Here is a 21,187-nt window from a genome sequence, read left to right as displayed (position 1 = left end):
AATCGCGTTTAAACCCGATCAAGGCATATGGGCGTAAAATTGAGTCGATTTGCAGCCTTGAATCAATGAAAGTGAGCGTGTTGGAGCGCCGGCATCTCTGCCGGCAAGGTCAGGGATTCGCCGTAGGCGAAATGCCAGCCCTCCAACACGCGCCATTCTTTTTGCATTTCAGGTGGTTCGTATGGCGCTCGGCTCTGACCGGAAGTTTAAATGCGACTGCCCTGCGTTTTTCTCCGCGCCCCGGCGCGCGCCCCTATTTCGCCAGTTCCTCCTTCAAGACCTGCTGGTAGCCCGGCATGTCCTCCAGCCGCAGCAACACCAGCCGGTCAATCCCGATGGCGCGCATGTTGGACGTGATCGTACGGCTGTGCGGCGACACCTCGGGCAGCCCCTGGAAGCTCAGCGTGTGCGTTCCCGCCTTCAGGTCGTGCAGGTCGAGCGGCTGCCAGACGTAATCCGCGTTGATGATCGTGAAGTCGACCGGCGGGCCGAAGGCCGCCCCATCCAGCAGCGGCTGATAGACCCCGCCCATGATCGCCTTATACACCACCGCGCTGATCTGGTAGCGCCCGTCCTGTTCCACCGTAAAGTCTATATCCAGCCGCGCCTCGTGCGTGCCGGGAACGTAGCTTATGCCCGCGCCGCTGGGAACCAGGATCGCCGGCGGATCCGCGCGGTACGCCAGATCCCGCACGGGCAGGACGCGGTACGGCGCGATGCGCTCCGAGGCGGGCGGCAGCGGCTCCTCGATGGCCCGGGGCGGATACTGGTACCAGAACGCCACCGAGCTCACCCAGTCCGGCCGCTCGAAGAACTGGCCCAGATGCTGGGCCTGATCCGTAAACACGCTGCCCCGGTGCTCGATCTCCACCTTCAGCGATTGCTCAAACGGAACCGGATCCGGCAGGTGCCAGCGGTACGCCGTCACACGATCGCCGGGAAACACGCCCTCGTACAGGCTCACCCCGTGAAACGGCGTCGAAAACTCGCGGAAACCCCAGGCGTCGTTGAAATAATCCTCCGTCCCCGTGCCCCGCAGCTGCGGCGTCTCGGCGCCGTCGATGTAGAAGAAGTCGTCTCCCTCGCCGTACCACCCCAGCTCCACCTGCTGCGCGGAGTGCACCGTACCCGCGTAGTGCCCCCGGCCCGCCGTTTCCAGCATCACATAGTTGCCCGGCGCCGCCGGCATCTCCTGGCGGTACAGCGCATGGAAATACAGCGTGTCCTCCGGCAGCGCGTCCAGCTTCCGCCAGTTCAGGTAGTAATAGAACGAATCCACCTTCTGCTCGGGATGATCGTTGCTTATCGTCACCTTGACGCGCTCGCGAAACGGTATGCGCCAGTAGCAGGTCCGCGCCCGCCCGTGCGACGACACCGTCGCCACCGCAGAGGTGTAGTTCGCGTAGGCCCCATGCCCCACCCCGAAAAAATCGCCCAGCGGCGCCTGCACGCTCGGGTGTTCCGCGCCGTCGTAGTAGATCCGCAGCACCAGCGACCGCCCGTAAAACAAATCCTCCGACCCCACCGTATTCCAGAAATGCGTGATCACCCCCGGCCCCGCCTCGTCCATCAACACCAGCGTCTCCCCCGCCGGAATCGGCCGCGCGTCCCCGTTCTTCGTCAAGTCCTCATTCGAGCTGCTCGCCCGCCGCGCCTCATACGCCTGCGGCCGCGTAAGCGCATCCAGCAACCCGCCCTCCGCAACCGCCCCGGCCGCAATCCCCAACATCAACACACCAGCAACAACCCGCAACAGCGCTTTCCACCACATCGGCATTCTCCCAAAGCATCCAGTTCAAAGCACGCCACCACCATACCACATCCCCTCCCCTCAGCCCGCAAAAACCACCAACCCCTGCCATCCCCGCCATCCCCGCCATTCACTCCGTCCACTCCGTCCCCGCCATCCACTCCGTCCACTCCCTCCACTCTGTCCACTCCGTCCACTCTGTCCACTGTCCACTGTCAACTGTCAACCGTCAACTCTCAACTGTCAACTGTCAACTGCCCCCGCCGTCCCCCACAAGAAAAGCGCGGAGCCACGGAAATCTATCCATGGCCCCGCGCACATAAGCTCATTCAGTTCCCGACCGCCCAACCCCGCAAGTCACCCGCGGGCCGTCAGCCCGAAACATTCCTTACGCCGTCTTACGAAACCGCCGGCGAACACCCACCAGGCCCAGGCCAAGCAGGCCAAGACCCGCCGCGCCGGGGATCGGGACGACGCTACCCGTGATCTGGACATTGATATCACTGGGCTTGTCCCAGCCATTACCCTGAGAACTGAAAAGGCTGCCAAACGTAACGCTCCCGCTGTTATAGCCGAACCAGCCGTAAAGATCGTCAGCATCCTCTTGCGTCGAACCACTTCTCGCGGCATTCGAAGCGTGCAGGAACAGCGGCGTAATCAAGCCACCCGCATCAGTCGCCGAGACGGTGAAATAATAGTCTGTACCGCCAGCAACAGTCAGTCCCAAGTCGTTGAATGTGAGCTGGGTAATGGTAATAAAGCTACCGCTCGACCCCTGGTAATCGAGCCCGCCCGTATACTGCACGGAACTGGTCGTCCAAGACGCGCCTACATTGTCGAGCGGCTGACTTGTGTCGGAGCCAATATACAGAGAAAAGGTGGTGTCGGCGGGAGTGATGTTGCTGTTCACGAACCACACGGTGAAGTCATCGATCAGGTACGAAGGCCCACCGCTAATATTGAACGTGTCACCGGCGAGGTAGTCCCCGTTAAAACCCCAGGCAACGTTACTGCGATCAACGCCAGCCGCATTGTTCAAATTGGCTGTGGGCAGGCCGCGATCAAAGATAATCGAATCTGCGCTTGCAACCCCCGCAGCCCCAACAAGCATACTGAATAGTAGTAAAGTAGCAGCTTTTTTCGCGTGAATCATCTCGGTTTTCCTTTAATTCTAATCCCAAATATACAAGGCATTTCTTTGCTGTCGGGTGGCCGAACTGTCACTGAAACGAATCTCTCCCGGCCCGCGGGCTTCTGGCTTGAACTCTAGTTCGCAGTCCAAGGCAAACCTTTCAGTGCATCTACAAAACTCGTTCTGGCATTCCGTTATATGATGCAGTCGAAAAGATGGTTTCCTCCTTTCCATGCCTCCTTCGAAAAAGGGGCAGTCCCGTCGATGTAGTCCGCCAGAAACACAAAACGATTATGCCGCTTACGCCTTTTCACGGGAAAAGAAGAACGATCCTCCGAGCTCCCAAGCACACCATCCGCCCATCCCAATCGAATCGTTCCCACCAGCATCGATTCCCTTCGCACTTTGGCTCAAAGCACGCAAGAAACGTTCCAATAGACAATGGAATCTCCAACCCACCCAGGATGAACAGCTTGCGCCCACGCAGGATCGCGAGCACCCTCAAATAATTCGGAAAGAAACGATCTCAGTTATTCACATATGACAACTTTCTGCCAACCGACAACCCGGCAATAAAAATCGATATTTTCGAGACTTTTGTCTTTTTGTTGATAAAAAATTCAGCCCAAGTCGCCAACCAAACGCCCCCTTCCATCCCAAATCGGTCCCGCGCCTGAGTGCCTCTTCACCCGCGCCACATGTGGGCCAATACATACGGCATCCACCCAGGGCGGTTCAAGCACGCACAAAGCCACAGAAAATCGGGGTTTGAACGCCGCCAGCCGTGATCAGTGCTATCCGTGGGCACAATTCTTGATCGCCGCCCGCCGCTGCTCCCGATACATTCGTGTCCATTCGCGTTAATTCGCGTTAATTCGCGGTTCAAAAAATGGTTCCGGCCACCGCCTGCTCCGCGATCTCTGCGCTCTTCGCCGCCCTACCCCCCCCACGACAATTCCCTTCCCCGCGCCCGATCCGCTAGACTCCCCCTGTCGCAACCCCGGAGTGCACACGCCATGCCCACAACCCCCTTCCCCCGCACCGCCCTCGTCATCCTCACCGCCTTCCTGGCGCATTCGATCGCCGCCGCCCCCGCCTTCCCCGGCGCGCACTGGGAAACCCGCGACCCGGCCGCCCTCGGCCTGGACCCCGCGCCGCTCGATGCCATCGCCGCGCAACTCGGCGGCCGCGGCTGCGTCATCAAGGACGGCTACGTGGTGAAGCAGTGGGGCGATCAGGCCGAAGTGAAGGACTGGCTCTCCTCCGCGAAGCCCGTGCTCAGCACCCTGCTCTTCTTCGCCGTCGAAGAGGGCAAAGCACAAAGCGTGGACCAGCCCATCGCCGATTTCGGCTGGCCCCTCCAGCCGCGCCACCAGGGCATCACCTTCCGCCACCTCGGCGCCATGACCAGCGGCTACGCGCGGCCCGAGGAGGCGGGCGAAGCCTGGGCCTACAACGATTTCGCGATCCAGCTCTACCAGAAAACCCTCTTCGACAAGGTCTTTCAGGCCCACGGCAACGACGTCGCCGACGCGCCCGGACGCCTGGGCCCGCTGGGCTTCGAGGACGGCCTCCGTTTCTCCGACAAGCACCGCCTCAAGGCCTCCGTCCGCGATTTCGCCCGCATCGTCTGGTTCTGGACCCAGAAGGGCCACTGGAACGGACAACAGCTCCTCCCCCGCCGCTATTTCGACGACTACATGACGCCCCAGACCGCGAAGGACCTCCCCCAGACCGCGAAAGACAACCAGGACGACGACTACCTCGGCATCGGCTCCTACGGCGGCGGCTCGGACCACTTCACGCAGCAGGGCCCCGGCATCTACGGCTTCAACTGGTGGTTCAACGACACCGGCCGGCTGCACCCAGACGCCATCACGTGGCCCGACGCGCCCGCGGATACCGTGATGTCCATCGGCGCGGGGGGAAACAACAGCGTATTCATCCCCAGCCTGAATCTCGCGCTGGTGTGCGCGCAGGGGGACTGGGGCGCCATTAAAGGCGGCGATCCGGACGCGAAGCAGAACCAACTGCTGAAGCTGCTGGTGGCGGCGAATAGTCCGCGGGCCCAGGCGGCCTCGGCGGAAGCGGAGGAAGCGCCGCTCGCCGCATTCTATAAATGGCATCCCCTGACCCTCCATTTCTCGGGGCCTGAAATGCACGCCGCGGACAATGATCCGAACCCCTTCCTGGACTACCGCCTGACCGTCACCTTCACCGCGCCATCGGGGAAGGAATACGCTGTGCCCGGCTATTTCGATGGCGATGGCGAGGGCGGTCTCCGCGGCGGCGTGTGGCGCGCGCGATTCTCGCCAGACGAGACGGGCGCCTGGCGCCATGTGGCCTCATTCCGCAAAGGAAAGGATATCGCCATCGACCTCGACCCGGCCGCGGGGGAGCCGACCGGCTTCGACGGGCAATCGGGTGATTTTGCCATAGCCCCCGCACCGGACGATGCCCCCGCCTTCTACCGCTGGGGCCGCCTGGAATACGCCGGCGGCCACTACCTCAAGTTCCGCGACGGCGGCTACTGGCTCAAGGGCGGCACGGACAGCCCCGAGGACTTCCTGGGCTACGAGGGTTTCGTCAACACGGAGCCCGGCAAGTTCGGCGGCCACAAGTACGCGAACCACGCACAGGACTGGCGCGAGGGCGACCCCGACTGGGGCGGCGGCAAAGGCAGGAACATCATCGGCGCCATCAACTACCTCGCCGATCAGCAGGTGAACAGCCTCTACTTCCTCACCATGAACATCGGCGGCGATGGCAAAAACGTGCACCCCTGGCTGCCCCCCATCAACCTGAACGGCGCCCCCGAGAACGACAACCTCCACTTCGACTTGACCAAACTCCACCAGTGGGGCATCGTCCTGGAGCACGCGCAGCGACGCGGCCTCATGCTGCACTTCGTGCTGAGCGAGGGCGAAGAGCGGAACAAGCGCGAGCTGGACGATGGCGAGCTGGGCGTGGAGCGCAAGCTCTACTACCGGGAGATCGTCGCGCGCTTCGCGCACCTCCCCGCGTTGCAGTGGAACCTGTGCGAGGAGTACAACCTCAAGTTCGACCTGACGCCCGCGCGAATCAAGGACTTCGCAGAGTACCTGCGGGACGTGGACCCCTACAACAACCCCATCACCGTCCACCACTCCAGCACCCTCGACCGCACCTGGACCGAATTCCTCGGCGACGACCGCTTCACCGTGGGCTCCTTCCAGGTAAATGACGTCGGCCTGGTCGAGATCTGGCGCGAGAGGTCCGCCGCCGCCGGCGTCCCGCTCGTCATCGGGATGGACGAATTCTTCCCCGACAAGACCACCCCGGAAAACACCCCGCGCCACCGGAAGGAATACCTCTGGCCCATCTACTTCTCCGGCGGCAATATCGAGTTTATCCTGGACACGCTCCTCCGCACCGACGACTTCCGGGTCTACGAAGACCTCTGGCGCTACATGGCCATTGCGCGGCGCTTCATGGAGTCCCTACCCTTCCACGAAATGCGCCCGTCGGACGCCCTCCTCACCGGCTCCGCCGTCTTTGAGGGCGAAAACAACAAACTCCCCGGCCAGGTCTTCGCAAAACCCGGCGAGATTTACGCCGTCTACCTCCCAGTCGCCACGCAAACCGGCGCGCTCGACCTCACCGCCGCCCCCGGCGCCTTCACGCTCCAATGGTTCAACCCGCGAACCGGCGAATACACCGGCGATCCCCGCAAAATCACCGGCGGCGCCCCGGCCGACCTCGGCCCACCGCCCGGCGAACCGGAAGAAGACTGGGTCGCGCTGCTGAAAAGGAAGTAGACGCCGGGGAACTGGAAGTAATTCTCGGTTCGCCGCTATGATGGGGCCGTGAAGCGCGGGCCAGGGCCGGAGATTCGTCCTTTTTCCCTCCGGCGCGCCGCCTCACCACCCAGGCCGGAGCATACTATACTATGTCTCAGTTGACCCAATTGGAAATACTCAACTACAAGCGGATCCGCGCTTTGTCGCTCGAAATGCGCCCGCTCATGATCTTGATCGGGGCAAACGGCGTGGGGAAAACATCCTTGATGGAGGCGTTGGAGTTGTTGTCCCGCTCCGCTCAGGGAAAGCTCGCGGACACACTGAATGAATTCGGCGGCCCGGACAGCGTGGTCACCCGTGTGGAGCCCAAAGGGGAGATCGCTTTCGGGATCCAATCCGCCATGCCGGACAACGCGAAGTGGCGCTACGATCTCGCGATTCAACCCGGGAGGGGAGGGGGGTACGCCATCGCGCGTGAAGAACTGTCCCATTGCGACGGGAAATCCGGTGTTGTCACGCCTCATATACAAGCCCGGTTCGACGACATCCACTACTTGAATGCGGAAATGGACGCCATGATCCAGCCCAATTGGACTTCCGGCACGCACGAAACCTCGCTGGCCCAGGTCCCCAGGCAATTCCGCATGGCGGATGAATTTAGAGACTACCTGGCCTCCTCGCTCCGGTACCACACGTTGGACATCGGCACGCGCGCACCGATACGTATCCCTCAGAAGCTGCGTCCGGCCCCGCTGCCGGGGGCCAACGGGGAAGATCTGGTCTCCTACCTCCACTTTCTGCGGGAGGAATACCCCCACAACTACGAGTCGTTTCTTGATACGCTGCACGTGGCGTTCAAGAGCTTCGACAGCCTCGGATATCCGAGCGTTGCGGCCGGCATGTTTGTGCTGACCTGGAGGGACAGCACCCTGTCCGCACCGCTCTATCAGGGAGAGCTTTCCGAAGGGCTGCTTCGGTTTATCTGGTTGGTCGCTTTGCTACACAGCCCGTACCTGCCCAATATCACCATGATCGACGAGCCCGAGGTAAGCATCCACCCCGACGTGTTGAACTTGCTCGTCGATCTCTTTCGCGAGGCGGCCCAGCGCACGCAGTTGGTCGTGGCGACCCATTCGGACCGCTTGCTTCGCTACCTGTCGCCCACCGAGATTGTCGCTATGGATCTGGGGGAGGACGGCTTTGCCGAAGCGGTTTGGGCAGATTCGCTGGATGTCAACATCTGGCTGGAAAAGCACGGCCTCGACGAAATCTGGCGCATGGGGCAGTTGGGCGCCCGCGCATGAGGATAGTGTTGCTGGTTGAAGGGCGCACGGAGCAGGCTTTCCTGCACCATCTCCGCCAGTATCTTTCCCGCCACCTTTCGCCCATGCCGAAGATGGAGGCGCGGCCCTACAATGGGCGCATACCCGCTGGGCCGATGCTCCAGGAGGCGGTGCGGGATCTGTTGCGCCGTCGGCAACGTCCGGTCGATCATGTCATTGCCCTGACCGACGTCTACACCGGAACCGCTCCGCCAATGTTCAAGAGCGCTGACGACGCCAGAGCCAAAATGCGCGAATGGGTCGGTCAAGATCCCCGCTTTCACCCGCACGCGGCGCAATACGACTTCGAGGCCTGGCTTATCCCCTATTGGGACGATCTCCGGCGGATCGCCGGACACAATCAGGCGCGGCCGGGCGCCGACCCGGAATCTATCAATCACGATAACCCGCCTTCAAAGAGGCTCAAGGCCCTCTTTCAAGTCGGAACATTTCGCGGCGCCTACTCAAAACCCCGCGACGCGGATCGCATATTTCGAAAGAACGGCCTGGACGTCGCCATCGACCAATGCCCCGAACTGAAATCCCTCGTCAACACTATCCTGACCATTTGTGGCGCCCCGCCCATTCCTTGATGGCGCAATTCGCGGTGGCTTTCCCGCCGCGATATGGAGAGAAGCCATGTATCGATATCTACGCCCACCTGGCCGCGCCGCGCTTTGCGCGTTCTGTTCGATCTGGGCTGGCGTTGCCGGCGCCGCTGGCTCCATCACCATCACCGACGGCGCAGTCGCCACGCCGGTTGACGTCGAATCCGGCGTGCTGGAAGTGCGCTTCGAGGGCCGCATCGCGCCCCATGAAAACACCCGCGTTCCCCTGCTCACCTCCGAGGGTAAACCCTGGACGGGCGCTTTGAAGGGCCTCGATCTCCCCGAAGGCTGGTTGTACGATATCGCCGTGAACGAAGAATCCAATTTGATTTCACTCGCCAACTTCCGCCCGGATCGCGCCCCGGCCTTCCCCACGGCCGAGGGCTTCGGCAAGTACACCATCGGCGGGCGCGGCGGGCGGGTTATCGAAGTCACCAACCTCAACGACAGCGGCCCCGGCAGCTTTCGCGCGGCATGCGAAGCCGAAGGTCCACGCACCGTCGTGTTCCGCGTCTCGGGAACGATCCCCCTGGAATCTGAGATCGAGATCGAACACCCCTGGATCACCATTGCCGGCCAGACGGCGCCGGGCGACGGCATCTGCGTGAAGAACTATCAGGTCAAGGTCGACACGGACCACGTAATCATCCGCTACATGCGTTTCCGTCCGGGCGACGAGCGCGGCATCGAGCAGGACGCCTTCGGCGGCGAGGGGGACCACATCATCATCGACCATTGCTCCGTAAGCTGGGGCGTCGACGAGACCCTCTCCTTCAACAAAGCCTCCAACCTCACGGTGCAATGGTGCCTGGTGAGCGAGAGCCTCTACCGATCCGTCCACAAGAAAGGCGACCACGGCTACGGCGGGCTCTGGGGCGGCCCCGGCGGCTCCTTCCACCACAACGCCCTCGTGCACCACTCCAGCCGCAACCCCCGCGCTTCGGGCAATGAAAATTCCGGCCTCCTCGACTTCCGCAACAACGTGACCTACAACTGGGGCTTCAACAGCGCCTACGGCGGCGAGCTCTGGCCCCGCAACTGGGTGAACAACTACTACAAGCCCGGTCCGGCGACACGCGACAGCGTGAAGCGGCGCATCTTCGTGCAGAAAGACCCGCGGGGCAAGATGTACGCGGCGGGCAACGTGATGCACGGATTCCCCGATGTAACAGCCGACAACTGGGGCAAGGGCATCGACTTCCATCCCGAGGGCGAGGCCAGCGAAGCAACCTTGCGCGCGGATCAGGAGTTTGTCGTCGCGCCCGTCACGACCGACACTGCGGAAGTGGCCTTCAATCGCGTGCTGGCGGGCGTCGGCGCGTCCCTGGCGCGCGATGCGGTGGATGCGCGCATCATCGAGGAAATCCGTACGGGCACGGCGCAATACGGCAACAGCTTCGATGGCGGCGGCAACGGCATCATCGATTCGCAGAAGGACGTCGGCGGCTGGCCCGAACTGAAATCCGCGCCCGCGCCGGAGGACCGCGATCGCGACGGCATGCCCGACGCCTGGGAGCGGGAACGGGGCCTGAACCCGGATGATCCCGCGGATGGCGCAATGGATCGCGACGGCGATGGCTACACAAACCTCGAAGAATACCTGAACGCGATCGCGCCTTAGGCGCGTTCGTGTGCCCGGAGCATCACCCGCCCTACACCGCCAACAATACCCCAACCAAGCGCCGCCCCCCAGGGACTGCGGCGCCCCATCACCCCACGTACCAACAGCCCGCGCGCGACCCAAAGCAATCCCAACCAACCCACAACACCAACAACCGGCGCGGCTGTCCCGTCGCCCCAAGGGGACTGGAGCCCGCGACAAAAACCACCCAAGCCGCGCAAGCGCCCAAGACCACCCCCAAATCGCGGGGGACTGTACCCGCCGAAAGGTTCTGGGGGTACAGCCACCGGCTGGATTGACGCCATTGGACATTACGTTGGCCCACGTACCAGCCAGAGGCAGTCCCCATGGGGACTGGAGCCCGCGACTAAAACCACCCACGCCGCGAATGCGCCCAATACCACCCCCAATTCGCGGGGGCCTGTACCCGCCGAAAGGCTCTTGGGGGTACAGCCACCGGCTGGATTGGCGCCATTGGACATTACGTTGGCCCACGTACCAGCCAGAGGAAGTCCCCAAGGGGACTGGAGCCCGCGACAAAAGCCACCCAACCCGCGAAAGCGCCCAAAACCACCCCCAACTCGCGGGGGACTGTACCCGCCGATAGGTTCTGGGGGTACAGCCACTAACTGGACTGGCGCCATTGGACATTGCGTTGGCCCACGTGCCAGCCAGAGGTAGTCCCCAAGGGGACTGGAGCCCGCGACAAAAACCACCCACGCCGCGAAAGCGCCCAACACCACCCCCAAATCGCGGGGGACTGTACCCGCCGAGGAACTCAGCCGAACAAGAGGCGGAGCAGGGGGAACGCATACCATGAGCAAGATACCCGGTCGAGGAATTCACGGCCCTACGCCAGTGACCATCAGATAAACAGACCGAGGCGTGTAGCTCCGATTCGAGAGCGTATATCCAGCCAAGACAACATTATTGCTTCCTTCAGCGGCGATCGCCATAGCGGCGCTTGATGAGTTGATGCCCAGTAGTTTCGTCTGACGAACGCGCCCTGAATGGTCCATTTGCACGACCAGGGACCGCGCACAATTGCGCACATCAATCGGAGGCGCATTGGGGGATGCCTCGCCAACCACAAGCAGATCCCCGTTTCCTGCCTCAGCCAGGTCATACCCCCGGGCAAATGTCTCCACGGACGCCCGGGTCGCCCAGACGGGTTCCCCAATGGAGTCAAGTCTCAATACGGCAATCCGATCCTCGTGATTAAAGACATCACATACGAGGGCGTAACCGCCATCACGGGTTTGAATAATACTCCTTGCAATATACAAGTCCTCGAAGCCATCCTCCTCACTTGACAAGAATTCCCACAAAACCACGCCGTCGGCATCCACTTCAAAAACATATGCGGCCTGGTCGGCGACTCCGGCCAGCACATAGCCGCCACCCGGTGTAAGGCAGGCGGACACGATCCCTGACGCCGATCCCCGAGCGTATCGGCGCGTCCAAATCTCATCGCCGTTGTTGTCGAATTTTATTACAATCCCCGTGTTACTCCGATGGCTCAGGGCCTGTTCACCACTTTCGCCCGCGACAATGAAGCTATCATCCGAATTCACTTGAACGCTGTGGGCCACGCTCGTGAGACCTTCTTCAACGACCCGCCTGAATAACTCGTTGCCAAGTCCATCGACTTTTCCGACCAGAATTCGCGGCAAATCCGTAACGACTCTTCCCGCTATCACGCTACTCCCGGTAAGCCCGGCGTAAACGTACCCCCCGTCGCTGGTAGGTTGTACACCTAAGATATGGGCGTCCTCATTCGAACTTAGCACCGATTCCCACTGCACGCTGAGATCATCGGCCACCTTGACAAGATACGGGTTGTCCAGCGCGTCACCCGCAGACGAAATCTGGGATACCCGGAAACCCGCAACGATAAAGCCGCCATCGTTGCTCGGAGAAATGGCCCACGCCCCACCACCAGTCGGGGCAACCACCTGCCGTTCAAGCAGTGCCGGAACCGTATTGACACATGGCTTCGCGCATCCGCCCAGGGCGACCGCGACCGCGGCCACCGCACCCGTCATCCAGATTCCCATGTAACGCCGCATAGAATTCCCTCCGGGCTGGCCCGCCCCGCCGTTCAGCCGAACAGCAGGCCTAGCAGTGGGAAGTTTATTAAGTACAGGTAGATGATCAGGTAGATCAGTTCAAGCACTTCATATAGAAACAGCGGAATCATAGTACCATACCTTTCTTCACGTTGCCCGCAGTATCGTGGCCAACGTCATCACGGCGCCTCCGCCGCTCCTTCTGAACCCGAGAGTGTAGCGATCACACGCATCGGCTGCTCCGAAAAAACACGTCTCAGCATCACCACAACTGCCTCATACAAACCAGATTACAGCATCTCTCCCAAGGGAGCGGCAATAGCTGGGAGCGCAGGTCGAAGACGAGCCGTGGAGGGCGTCCCCGCCTGACAGGCGGCGAAGCCGCCGTCCATTTTCATCCTTAATGCGGGATGCGAAGCGTCATGAAAGCCTGTACCCGTCAAAGCTACTCCCGGGCATTGGTTGTTACAAGGTGAATACGTGAACGGTCGGTAGAGTCGTGGGGCCCACGCCCACCGGTTAGAACGAAGTCTCCGTCGGCATTCCGGGTTATCGCATACGCGGATTCGCCGTCGAGGCCTCCGAAACGCCCAGACCACACCACGTTTCCGTCGTTGTCAAACCGGATTCCGTAGAATCTCAGACAGCCATTGAAAGAACCAAAGGAGTAGGCATGCCCCGCGCCACCAGGCTGTCGTCAGTATCCTCAATCAGCGCATAACCGGCGGTGGTTAACGGGCCCGGCGCGGTCGATGTCCAAACGAGATCGCCGCCGGAATCGAACTTGGCCGCGAATAGGTTGCTGGTAGCCCCAAAGCGATCATTGACATCGTAAGTCCTTCCCGTCACGGCGTAGCCCCCGTCGTTCGTTTGAACGATGCTCTCTCCAAACCAATTACGGGCAATCCCCAACCTGTCGCCACCCAGGAAGTCCCATTCCCGATTGCCCTCCTCGTCCAATTTGGCAACATAAAGGTCCCATCTCCGCGGGTGTCTGGAAAAGTACTCCACGAAACCCACAATAGCGTACCCGCCGTCGGTGGTGGAAATGACGTCCGTCGCGGAAAGCGCCGGGCCAGCAAGGAACGTTCGCCTCCACAACTCGCGGCCGTAGGGGTTCATCTTGATCAACAGTGCGCCCCTGTCACCAGGGATCTGCTCCCCGGAGCATCCTGCAATTGCAAAGCTCCCATCGGCATTCATACATGAACCATACGCGATGGTTAATCTGGCAGCTCTCACCGTCCGCATCCAAAGTTCCTCGCCCAGGCCGTCGACCTTGAACGCGAGAATTTGGATTGGAAGCTGAAACAGCCCCTCTGGCTCCCACACCGGGCCACCCGAATTCCCCACCACAACATAGCCGCCATCGCCCGCGAGATGGACGCTGCGCGCCTCTTCCAACGCGTCCGCCCCCGGCACAGCGTAGCTCCGCGTCCACTGGAGGGCCCCATCCGCGCCTGTCCTAATCAGCAGCGCGTCTTCATAGGGCCTCCTTGTGCTATCCACCGCCAAGAAGCCCGCGATAATATGGCCATCCCCTTCCACAGGCTGGATATCCCGCGCGACATAGCCCAAATCCGAAGCTATATACACCTCGGCGATGGGAGAAATCGTGTTCTCACACGTCTCCTCGCATCCGCCCAAGAGGACCGCGGCCACCGCACCCGTCATCCAGATTCCCAGGTAACGCCGCATAGAATTCCCTCCGGGCTGGCCCGCGCCGCCAGGCCGCGCAAGCCGCAGCGCTGGGGCCCCACCGGTGTTGCAAACACGGTCACTCCCAAATCGCTTAAGGGAGTCCAAGACTGGCGACTATCGTATCCCAAATGAAGTTCATTATGTTGACAGGCAGGAAGGCAAGAAACAATATGCCCTGCACAAGATAGAAGAAGACAAGTGGAATAAGTTCAAAATCGGAATCCTGCATGGAGACTCTCCCTGTTTTTCTTCCGGCGCATATGCGTTCGAACGGACTGCGTACCAGCCGGCAATTCCATACGGGCGCACCGCGTCACGTCGCCACGCTAGTCCTTATTCGGATACCTACTCTCCCGCGCCCTCGCCACCGTTCCCCGTGAACTGGCCGGCGTCCGTGGTTATCAAGTAGAAGCCACGGGCGGCATTGTCCCCCACCAGGGCCACATTGCCATCGGCGCCGACCGCCACCGCGTAGGCCGTGCCACTGTCAATGTTCCGCCCGAGCCGACCGGTCCATCGCACCTCCCCCTCCTCGCTGAGCCGCGCCGCGAAGTAGCGAATGCACGCGCGCGCGCCGGCAAACGCACCTCTCGAATGGCTTCTGCCCGCGACAACGAGACTACCGTCCGCGAGTTCCACGATGTCGAAGCCCTCGGCGTAAGGAGCCCCGGGCACATCGGCGGCCCAGAGCAGGTTCCCATCAGCATCCAGTTTCGCTACGAAGCAGGCATCTATTCTTCTGCCCGCCACGGCATATCCGCCGTCTCGGGTCTGCACGATCCCTTCTCCGCTCCCTAGTAGTGGGCCCGAATCGAATCCCTTATAACTCCACGCTTCGTTCCCGGATGCATCGGTCTTAACGACATAGAGGGATAGGCTTCCGATGGCTTCGCCAACGAAGGCATATCCGCCATCGTGAGTTGCAATGACATCCAGCGCTGAGCTCAAACCGTCATCCTGGGTGAATTGACGTCGCCATATTTCCGAGCCGCCCGCATCAAATTTCATCAGGAATGCATCGGCGAAGTTGAGCCCCCGTCCCTCGGTGAGGCCGGCCACCAGGAAACTGCCATCCGGATTCACGCACAATCCGTAGGCCACGTCGAACCCACTAATCTCGATGGCCCTCGACCACACCGCATTCCCCGCCGCATCCGCTTTCGCAATCAAAATACCTGGGTCGCCGATGGGTTCCTTTCCGAAGCCGAGAAGTCCATTGACCATGCCAGCCAGAAGATACCCGCCGTCTCCTGCCGGTTGAACGGCAAGCCCATCGTAGTTTCCGTCCTCCCCGAAGCCCGTCGCCCATTGAAGAACTCCCGTTCCGTCCACCTTCATAATATAGGCACGAGCGTTGGCCACGCCCTCCTCATACGCTCTGCCGGCAATGACAAATCCTCCGTCGTCCGCAGACTGAATATCCCAGGCGCTGGCAAACATGTCGACCCCGATTGGGACTTCAGAGACGGCGGGGATTGTGTCCTGACATGGTTCGCTTTCAGAGAAAGGGCATCCACACAGCGCCACTGCCCAGGCGCATGCAATACCAAAAACGCCAATGGATCTCCGCACTGTTCCACCCTTTCATCCCGCTTGCGACTGAATCATCATGGCCGCGACAGCGCCCAAATCCAGGGACTGCGGCGCCCCATCACCCCACGTACCAACAGCCCGCGCGCGACCCATAGCGAGCCCAACCAACCCACAACACCAACAACCGGCGCGGCTGTCCCGTCGCTGACCCAAGGGGACTGGAGCCCGCGACAAAAACCACCCAAGCCGCGAAAGCGCCCAACACCACCCCCAAATCGCGGGGGACTGTACCCGCCGAAAAGCTCTGGGGGTACAGCCACTGGCTGGATTGGCGCCATTGGACAATACGTTGGCCCACGTGCCAGCCAGAGGCAGTCCCCAAGGGGACTGGAGTCCGCGACAAAAACCACCCACGCCGCGAAAGCGCCCAATACCACCCCCAATTCGCGGGGGCCTGTACCCGCCCATCCGCATCATCCTCCTCGCTCACCTCTCCCGGCGTCCATAATAGCACCGTTCCCCCGCGCCGTAAAGCCCCATCCGCCCTGGGGTTTTTGGGGGTACAGCCACCGGCTGGATTGGCGCCATTGGACAATACGATAGCCCACGTGCCAGCCAGAGGCAGTCCCCAGGGGGACTGGAGCCCGCGACAAAAACCACCCAAGCCGCGAAAGCGCCCAACACCACCCCCAAATCGCGGGGGACTGTACCCGCCGAAAGACTCTGCGGGTACAGCCACTGGCTGGATTGGCGCCATTGGACATTTCGTTGGCCCACGTGCCAGCCAGAGGCAGTCCCCAAGGGGACTGGAGCCCGCGACAAAAGCCACCCACGCCGCGAATGCGCCCAACACCACCCCCAATTCGCGGGGGCCTGTACCCGCCCATCCGCATCATCCTCCTCGCTCACCTCTCCCGGCCTCCATAATAGCACCGTACCCCCGCACCGTAAAGCCCCATCCGCCCTGGGGTTTTTGGGGGTACAGCCACCGGCTGGACTGGCGCCATTGGACATTGCGTTGGCCCACTTGCCATCCAGAGGCAGTCCCCAAGGGAACTGGAGCCCGCGACAAAAACCACCCCAGGCGCCCCCCAGGGACTGCGGCACCCCATCACCTCCGATACCAACAGCCCGCGCGCGACCCATAGCGAGCCCAACCAACCCACAACACCAACAACCGGCGCGGCTGTCCCGTCGCTGACCCGGGCTCTGCGGGTACAGCCACCGGCTGGATTGGCGCCATTGGACAATACGATAGCCCGCGTGCCAGCCAGAGGCAGTCCCCAAGGGGTACCCGCCCCCTTGCGAACCCCGCACGCCATGCGTCATGCTGGAAAAGACACAGCAACCGAAGGAAGAAACACCATGCCGATTCGCCTGTTGGCCCTCTGTTTGTCGCTCGCCTCCGCCGCCGCAACCGCCATCGAGCCCATCGTCCCCACCGAGACGCTCGAACTCTTCAACGGCCGCGATCTCACCAACTGGTACCCCGCGCTCAAGGGCCATGACGTGGGCGAGAACCCGGGCAATGTCGTGCGCGTGGAAGATGGCCTGCTCCACATCGCGGGTGACGAGCGCGGCTGCCTGAGCACGGAGAAGGCCTACGCCAATTACCGCCTCATCGCCGAGTTCAAATGGGGCGAAACGGGCTACGGCGATCGCGAGGGCAAGGCCCTGGACTGCGGCTTTCAGATACACGCCCGCGGCGAGGACGGCGGCTTCCGAGGCCTGTGGAAATACGCCCACGCCGCCCAGATGATTGAAGGCGGCACGGGCGACATTCTCGTCCTGGGCGATGGCTCCGACAGCTACCGCGCCACCGTCCCCGTCGCCGAGGAAAAACAGGGCGGGAACTGGCTTTTTCAGCCCGATGGCCGCATGCAGGTGGTCACCTTTGGCCGCATCAACTGGTGGGGCCGCGATCCAGACTGGAAGGATGAAGCGGGCTACCGGGGCGCGCGCGACCTCGAACGCCCCCGGGGCGAGTGGAACCAGTTCGAGGTCATTGCCGATGGCGACACGCTCACGCTCGTGCTGAACGGCGTAATCGTAAACAAGGTCTACGACGTGCGCCCCCGCGCGGGACAAATCCAGATCCAGATCGAAGGCGGCGAAGTCTGGTTCCGCCGCATCGCCCTGGAGCCCATCGCGCCGATCCACCCCATCCGCCAACAACGGCTCATCTACAACAGCGACGGCAACAACCTCATCATCTATGATCCCTACCCCATGTCCGCCGAGGACGTCTACAAATATATCGACCAAGTCGCGGAAAACGGGGCCACCACGTATTCCTACTCGCCCAATTTCGGCATGGTCCTCAACTACCCGACCAAGGTCTCCCAGATGGTCGGCGAGGAGATCAGCGAGGCCATCGCCAGGAAGATCGCGCCGGAAACCGAGAACAAATTGGTTACTTCCGAACTGGGCGTGCAGAACCTTCGCGCCCTCATGGACGCCGGCCACGACCCCCTGAAGCTCGTCCTCGATCGCGCGAAGGAAAAGGGCATGGAAACCTTCATCTCCTACCGCCTCAACGATGTCCACTCCACAGAGGATGAAGACAGCATGATTCTCTCCACGTTCTGGAAAGAACATCCCGAGTGGCGCAATGGCAAGGTGGGCGACCCCCTCCTGCCCATCTACGAAGAGATCCTCGGACCGCGCGTCAACCCCATCGTCGGCACGTGGCTCCCCTCCGGCCTGAACTTCGCCATCCCCGAAGTCCGCGCCCAGAAACTCGCCGAGCTCAAGGAACTGGCGGAAGACTACGACGCCGACGGAATCGAACTCGACTTCCAGCGCTTCCCCCTCTACTTCCCGCAGGGCGAAGAACAGCAGCACGTCGAAAAAATGACCCAGTGGATGCGCGAAGTCGCCGCCCTGATCAAAGCCGCCGGCGAAAAACGGGGACGCCCGTTGCTCCTGTCCGCGCGCATCATGGCCCGGCCCGAACAGAATCTTGCCATCGGCCTCGACCCGGTCACGTGGGCCCGCGAGGGCCTCGTCGACTTCGTCATTGTCAGCCACTACCTGCGCAACGACTACCCCCTCCCCATCCGCGCCTACCGTGACCTCTTGCCGCCCGAAATGCCCATCTACGCCTCCATCGAGTACGAACGGGAAGATCAGCCCTACCGCGACTACGCCCGGCAGAGCTACCTCGACGGCGCCGACGGCATCATGGTCTTCAATTTCTTCGCGCGCCAGCAGGGCGGCAACGAGACCCCGTTCTACCTGCTGAAAGAACTCGGTAGCGCCGCGGCCCTGGCGCGGTAGGGCCACGCGCCGGCGCTTCTCACCGGGCGCGCGCCCATTCTCGCCAGCCGGGCCTACTCCTCGTGAAACAGCCGCGCGGCGGGGATCCGCTCCCGCTCGAATCCCGGCCCCGACCAGTACACGTCAAACGCGTAGCGCATGCCGGCCTGGAAGTAGCCCACTTCAATGCGATGCAAGCCCTGCTTCAGCGCCACCGTGCCCGCCCGGGTTTCGGCGCGGTGCAGGCCATCGTTGTCCACCACCTCGACCCCGTCGATATACAGCCGGCTGCCGTCGTTGGACTCCGTGTAGAAGGTATACATGCCGTCCCGCGGCGCCTCGACCAGCCCACTGAAGCGGAGCGCATACTCCTCGTCCCGCTGGCGCATGTCCATGGAAATAACGGGCGCGACGCCTTCCGCCGCGGGCGTCAGCGCCGCGAAATCGGGCAATACATCCCAGGAACCCTCGTAGTATCCATAGCGAATGCCGGGCGCCGCCGATTCAATCGCGACGGCGGGATTGGGTTCAAACTGTAGCGTATCGCCTTGCAGCGTCTTGTCGAAGGTCTTCTGGAAATCGGCCAGCGTCGTCTGGTTCTCGTCCATACGGGTCACCCCGGCCCGCTCCGCCACCGCGAAGAAATGGCGCACGCGCTCGCTGAACGCCGGGTCCACCGACGCGGTAAAATTGTCGTGGTCCACCCGCACCCCGGCCATCCCCGACGCGTTGGCCCGATCGAGGATGGCGTACTCCACCGGAAGCCGCGCCTCCTGAACGCGCGCAAGAACTTCCGGCGTGTCCCGCACCTTCAGCTCGGCCTCGTCCCACAAGGCGCTGGACTGCGCCAGGATCTCGTCGTTGAGGAAGGGCGCGGTGCGCGCGTCAACCCAGATGTCCGCATGGATGTTATTCTCCGCCACATGGTCGTGCAACAGGTCGATATAGGCGCGAATCGGCCCCGCCGCCGCGCCGTAGACGCCTTCCAGGAATTCGTTGATGGCCCGGTCCTCGCCGTACTGCGGGTCCCACAGCAGCTTGGCGTTGAGATAACCGCTCAGGGCGGAGAACTCGCCGCCGAGGGTGTTGTAGACGTCCTGCTCGAAGATCCCCTTCACGTTGTTCGCGATGAACAGCTGGATGTTGTCGTCCCGCACCCGCAAATTCGGATACGGGCACAAATAGCTGCGAAAACTCGTGACATAGTCCCAGATCCACAGCCGCTCCGACACCTGGGACCACCCCTCCAAATCGCGCACGAACGCGCCGTTATCCGGAAAGTCGCTCGTGGCGAGCGGTTGCATGAAGTCGCACTCGATGCTGCACAGGCGGATGATCACATTGGGGCGCGGCCGCATATGGACCGGGGGCTTGCGCGTGTACTGGTACGCCAGGGTCTCAATGGCCTTGTCCGGGAACCGCTCCGCCACCGCATCGGCCACCCGGTTCACCAGGTGAAGCACCGGCCCCATCTGGGAGCCCTCCCGCTCGGCAACCGCTGTGCACTCCGCGCACTCGCACCAGTTGAGCCAATCGTTCTGCGACAGCGAGTAGACAAAGGCGTCCGGGTCGGCGGCAATGCGTTCCAGCATCCGCTCCGTGCAGATCCGGATCACGTCCTCGTTCGTGCAGCAGAGTTGGGTCCGGTCCTTGAGACGTTCGCCGCCCACCAGCGAATAGTACTCGGGGTGTTCGTCGAAGAATTCATCCGGCGGCATAAGCACATCGAAGGTGTGCACAAAGAGCCCGTTGCCGAAGCGCACCTTGCCCCCGTGCTTCTCCTCCAGCCGGGCCGCGCTGCTGTTCATACGGTTGCGCGCAGCCCAGTCGCCGTCCTGGCAGTCGGCGGTGAAGGGCTCGCGCGACTCAAGGATCGGAACCACCCGCTTGCTGAGCGTCGGGATCGTCACCCCGTCAATCGACGGGATGTGCGAAACCGTCGGCGTGAACCAGCGGCACCCATAATGCTCCTCCAGCAGGTCGTAGACCCCGTAGAGTGCGCCCCGCACGTCGCTGCCCGCGATGACCAGGTGCGGGCCCACCGTCTGCAAGACATACCCTTCGACCCCCAGCCCCGCCATTGCGCGCGCCAGCTCCGCCCCCGCGCCTTCCCGCTTCAAAATCGCCTGGGTATGCGCGTTGACGCCCACGATAAATGCCGCCTCGGGCAGCGGCTCGGCGTCGGTAAGCAGCGGCAGTGTTTCGCCGGACATCTGCCCCAAAAAGCGCTGGAGCTCCTCCGCCGCGTAGCGGGTCGACGGAGAGGCATCCGCGCCCACCACAATGGCGGGCCCGGCCAGAGCAGCGGGGGAAAGCAGCAGGAACAGCGCGGCCAGCAGGGCGCACGGGAACAATCGGGGTACGTTGAATCGCATGGTGACTTCCTTTCGCAACACAGCGCGGTTGCATGGCCC

At 62.2% G+C, this 21,187-nt stretch carries 11 protein-coding genes; 5 read left to right on the top strand and 6 right to left on the bottom strand.

Annotated elements, in window-relative coordinates; all coding sequences use genetic code 11:
• Positions 1-253 precede the first annotated feature (253 nt).
• Positions 254-1,771, bottom strand: coding sequence for a DUF2961 domain-containing protein (locus KF886_24400; protein MBX3180502.1), 1,518 nt, complete (start codon positions 1,769-1,771; stop codon positions 254-256).
• Between the two features lie 367 nt (positions 1,772-2,138).
• A complete protein-coding gene (locus KF886_24395; protein ID MBX3180501.1) occupies positions 2,139-2,903 on the bottom strand; it encodes a hypothetical protein in 765 nt (254 codons plus the stop codon).
• A 995-nt stretch (positions 2,904-3,898) separates the two neighbouring features.
• On the opposite strand from KF886_24395, the gene KF886_24390 reads away from it, so the two are divergent.
• The 4 genes from KF886_24390 to KF886_24375 all read left to right on the top strand — a co-directional run bounded on the left by KF886_24390 (position 3,899) and on the right by KF886_24375 (position 10,212).
• Positions 3,899-6,679, top strand: coding sequence for a DUF5060 domain-containing protein (locus tag KF886_24390; GenBank protein MBX3180500.1), 2,781 nt, complete (start codon positions 3,899-3,901; stop codon positions 6,677-6,679).
• 131 nt (positions 6,680-6,810) lie between these two features.
• A complete protein-coding gene (locus KF886_24385; GenBank protein ID MBX3180499.1) occupies positions 6,811-7,965 on the top strand; it encodes an AAA family ATPase in 1,155 nt (384 codons plus the stop codon).
• On the top strand, positions 7,962-8,576 hold the full coding sequence (locus KF886_24380) for a DUF4276 family protein (protein ID MBX3180498.1): 615 nt from the start codon (positions 7,962-7,964) through the stop codon (positions 8,574-8,576). Before KF886_24385 ends, KF886_24380 begins: the two co-directional genes overlap by 4 nt.
• Positions 8,577-8,919: 343 nt before the next feature.
• Positions 8,920-10,212: a pectate lyase gene (locus KF886_24375; protein MBX3180497.1), complete on the top strand. Its 1,293-nt coding sequence runs from the start codon at positions 8,920-8,922 to the stop codon at positions 10,210-10,212.
• A gap of 842 nt (positions 10,213-11,054) precedes the next feature.
• On the opposite strand, the gene KF886_24370 is transcribed toward KF886_24375, so the two are convergent.
• From KF886_24370 to KF886_24360, 3 genes are all read right to left on the bottom strand, one after another.
• A complete protein-coding gene (locus KF886_24370; protein MBX3180496.1) occupies positions 11,055-12,281 on the bottom strand; it encodes a hypothetical protein in 1,227 nt (408 codons plus the stop codon).
• A gap of 639 nt (positions 12,282-12,920) precedes the next feature.
• Complete coding sequence (locus KF886_24365; protein MBX3180495.1) at positions 12,921-13,979, bottom strand: hypothetical protein; 1,059 nt, start codon at positions 13,977-13,979, stop codon at positions 12,921-12,923.
• A gap of 348 nt (positions 13,980-14,327) precedes the next feature.
• Positions 14,328-15,422 carry a hypothetical protein gene (locus KF886_24360; protein ID MBX3180494.1) on the bottom strand — a complete coding sequence of 365 codons (1,095 nt, stop codon included), beginning with the start codon at positions 15,420-15,422 and terminating at the stop codon, positions 14,328-14,330.
• Positions 15,423-16,880: 1,458 nt separating this feature from the next.
• Here KF886_24360 and KF886_24355 point away from each other — a divergent pair.
• Positions 16,881-18,794, top strand: coding sequence for a DUF1080 domain-containing protein (locus KF886_24355; protein ID MBX3180493.1), 1,914 nt, complete (start codon positions 16,881-16,883; stop codon positions 18,792-18,794).
• A gap of 53 nt (positions 18,795-18,847) precedes the next feature.
• Here the strand turns inward: KF886_24355 and KF886_24350 are convergent, their stop codons facing one another.
• Positions 18,848-21,148: a DUF4838 domain-containing protein gene (locus KF886_24350; protein MBX3180492.1), complete on the bottom strand. Its 2,301-nt coding sequence runs from the start codon at positions 21,146-21,148 to the stop codon at positions 18,848-18,850.
• Positions 21,149-21,187 lie beyond the last annotated feature (39 nt).

The organism is Candidatus Hydrogenedentota bacterium (assembly GCA_019637335.1).
In the GTDB taxonomy this organism is placed as follows: Bacteria; Hydrogenedentota; Hydrogenedentia; order Hydrogenedentales; family JAEUWI01; genus JAEUWI01.
Note: the sequence above shows the minus strand (reverse complement) of the source record. Positions and strands in the feature narration are given on the sequence as shown.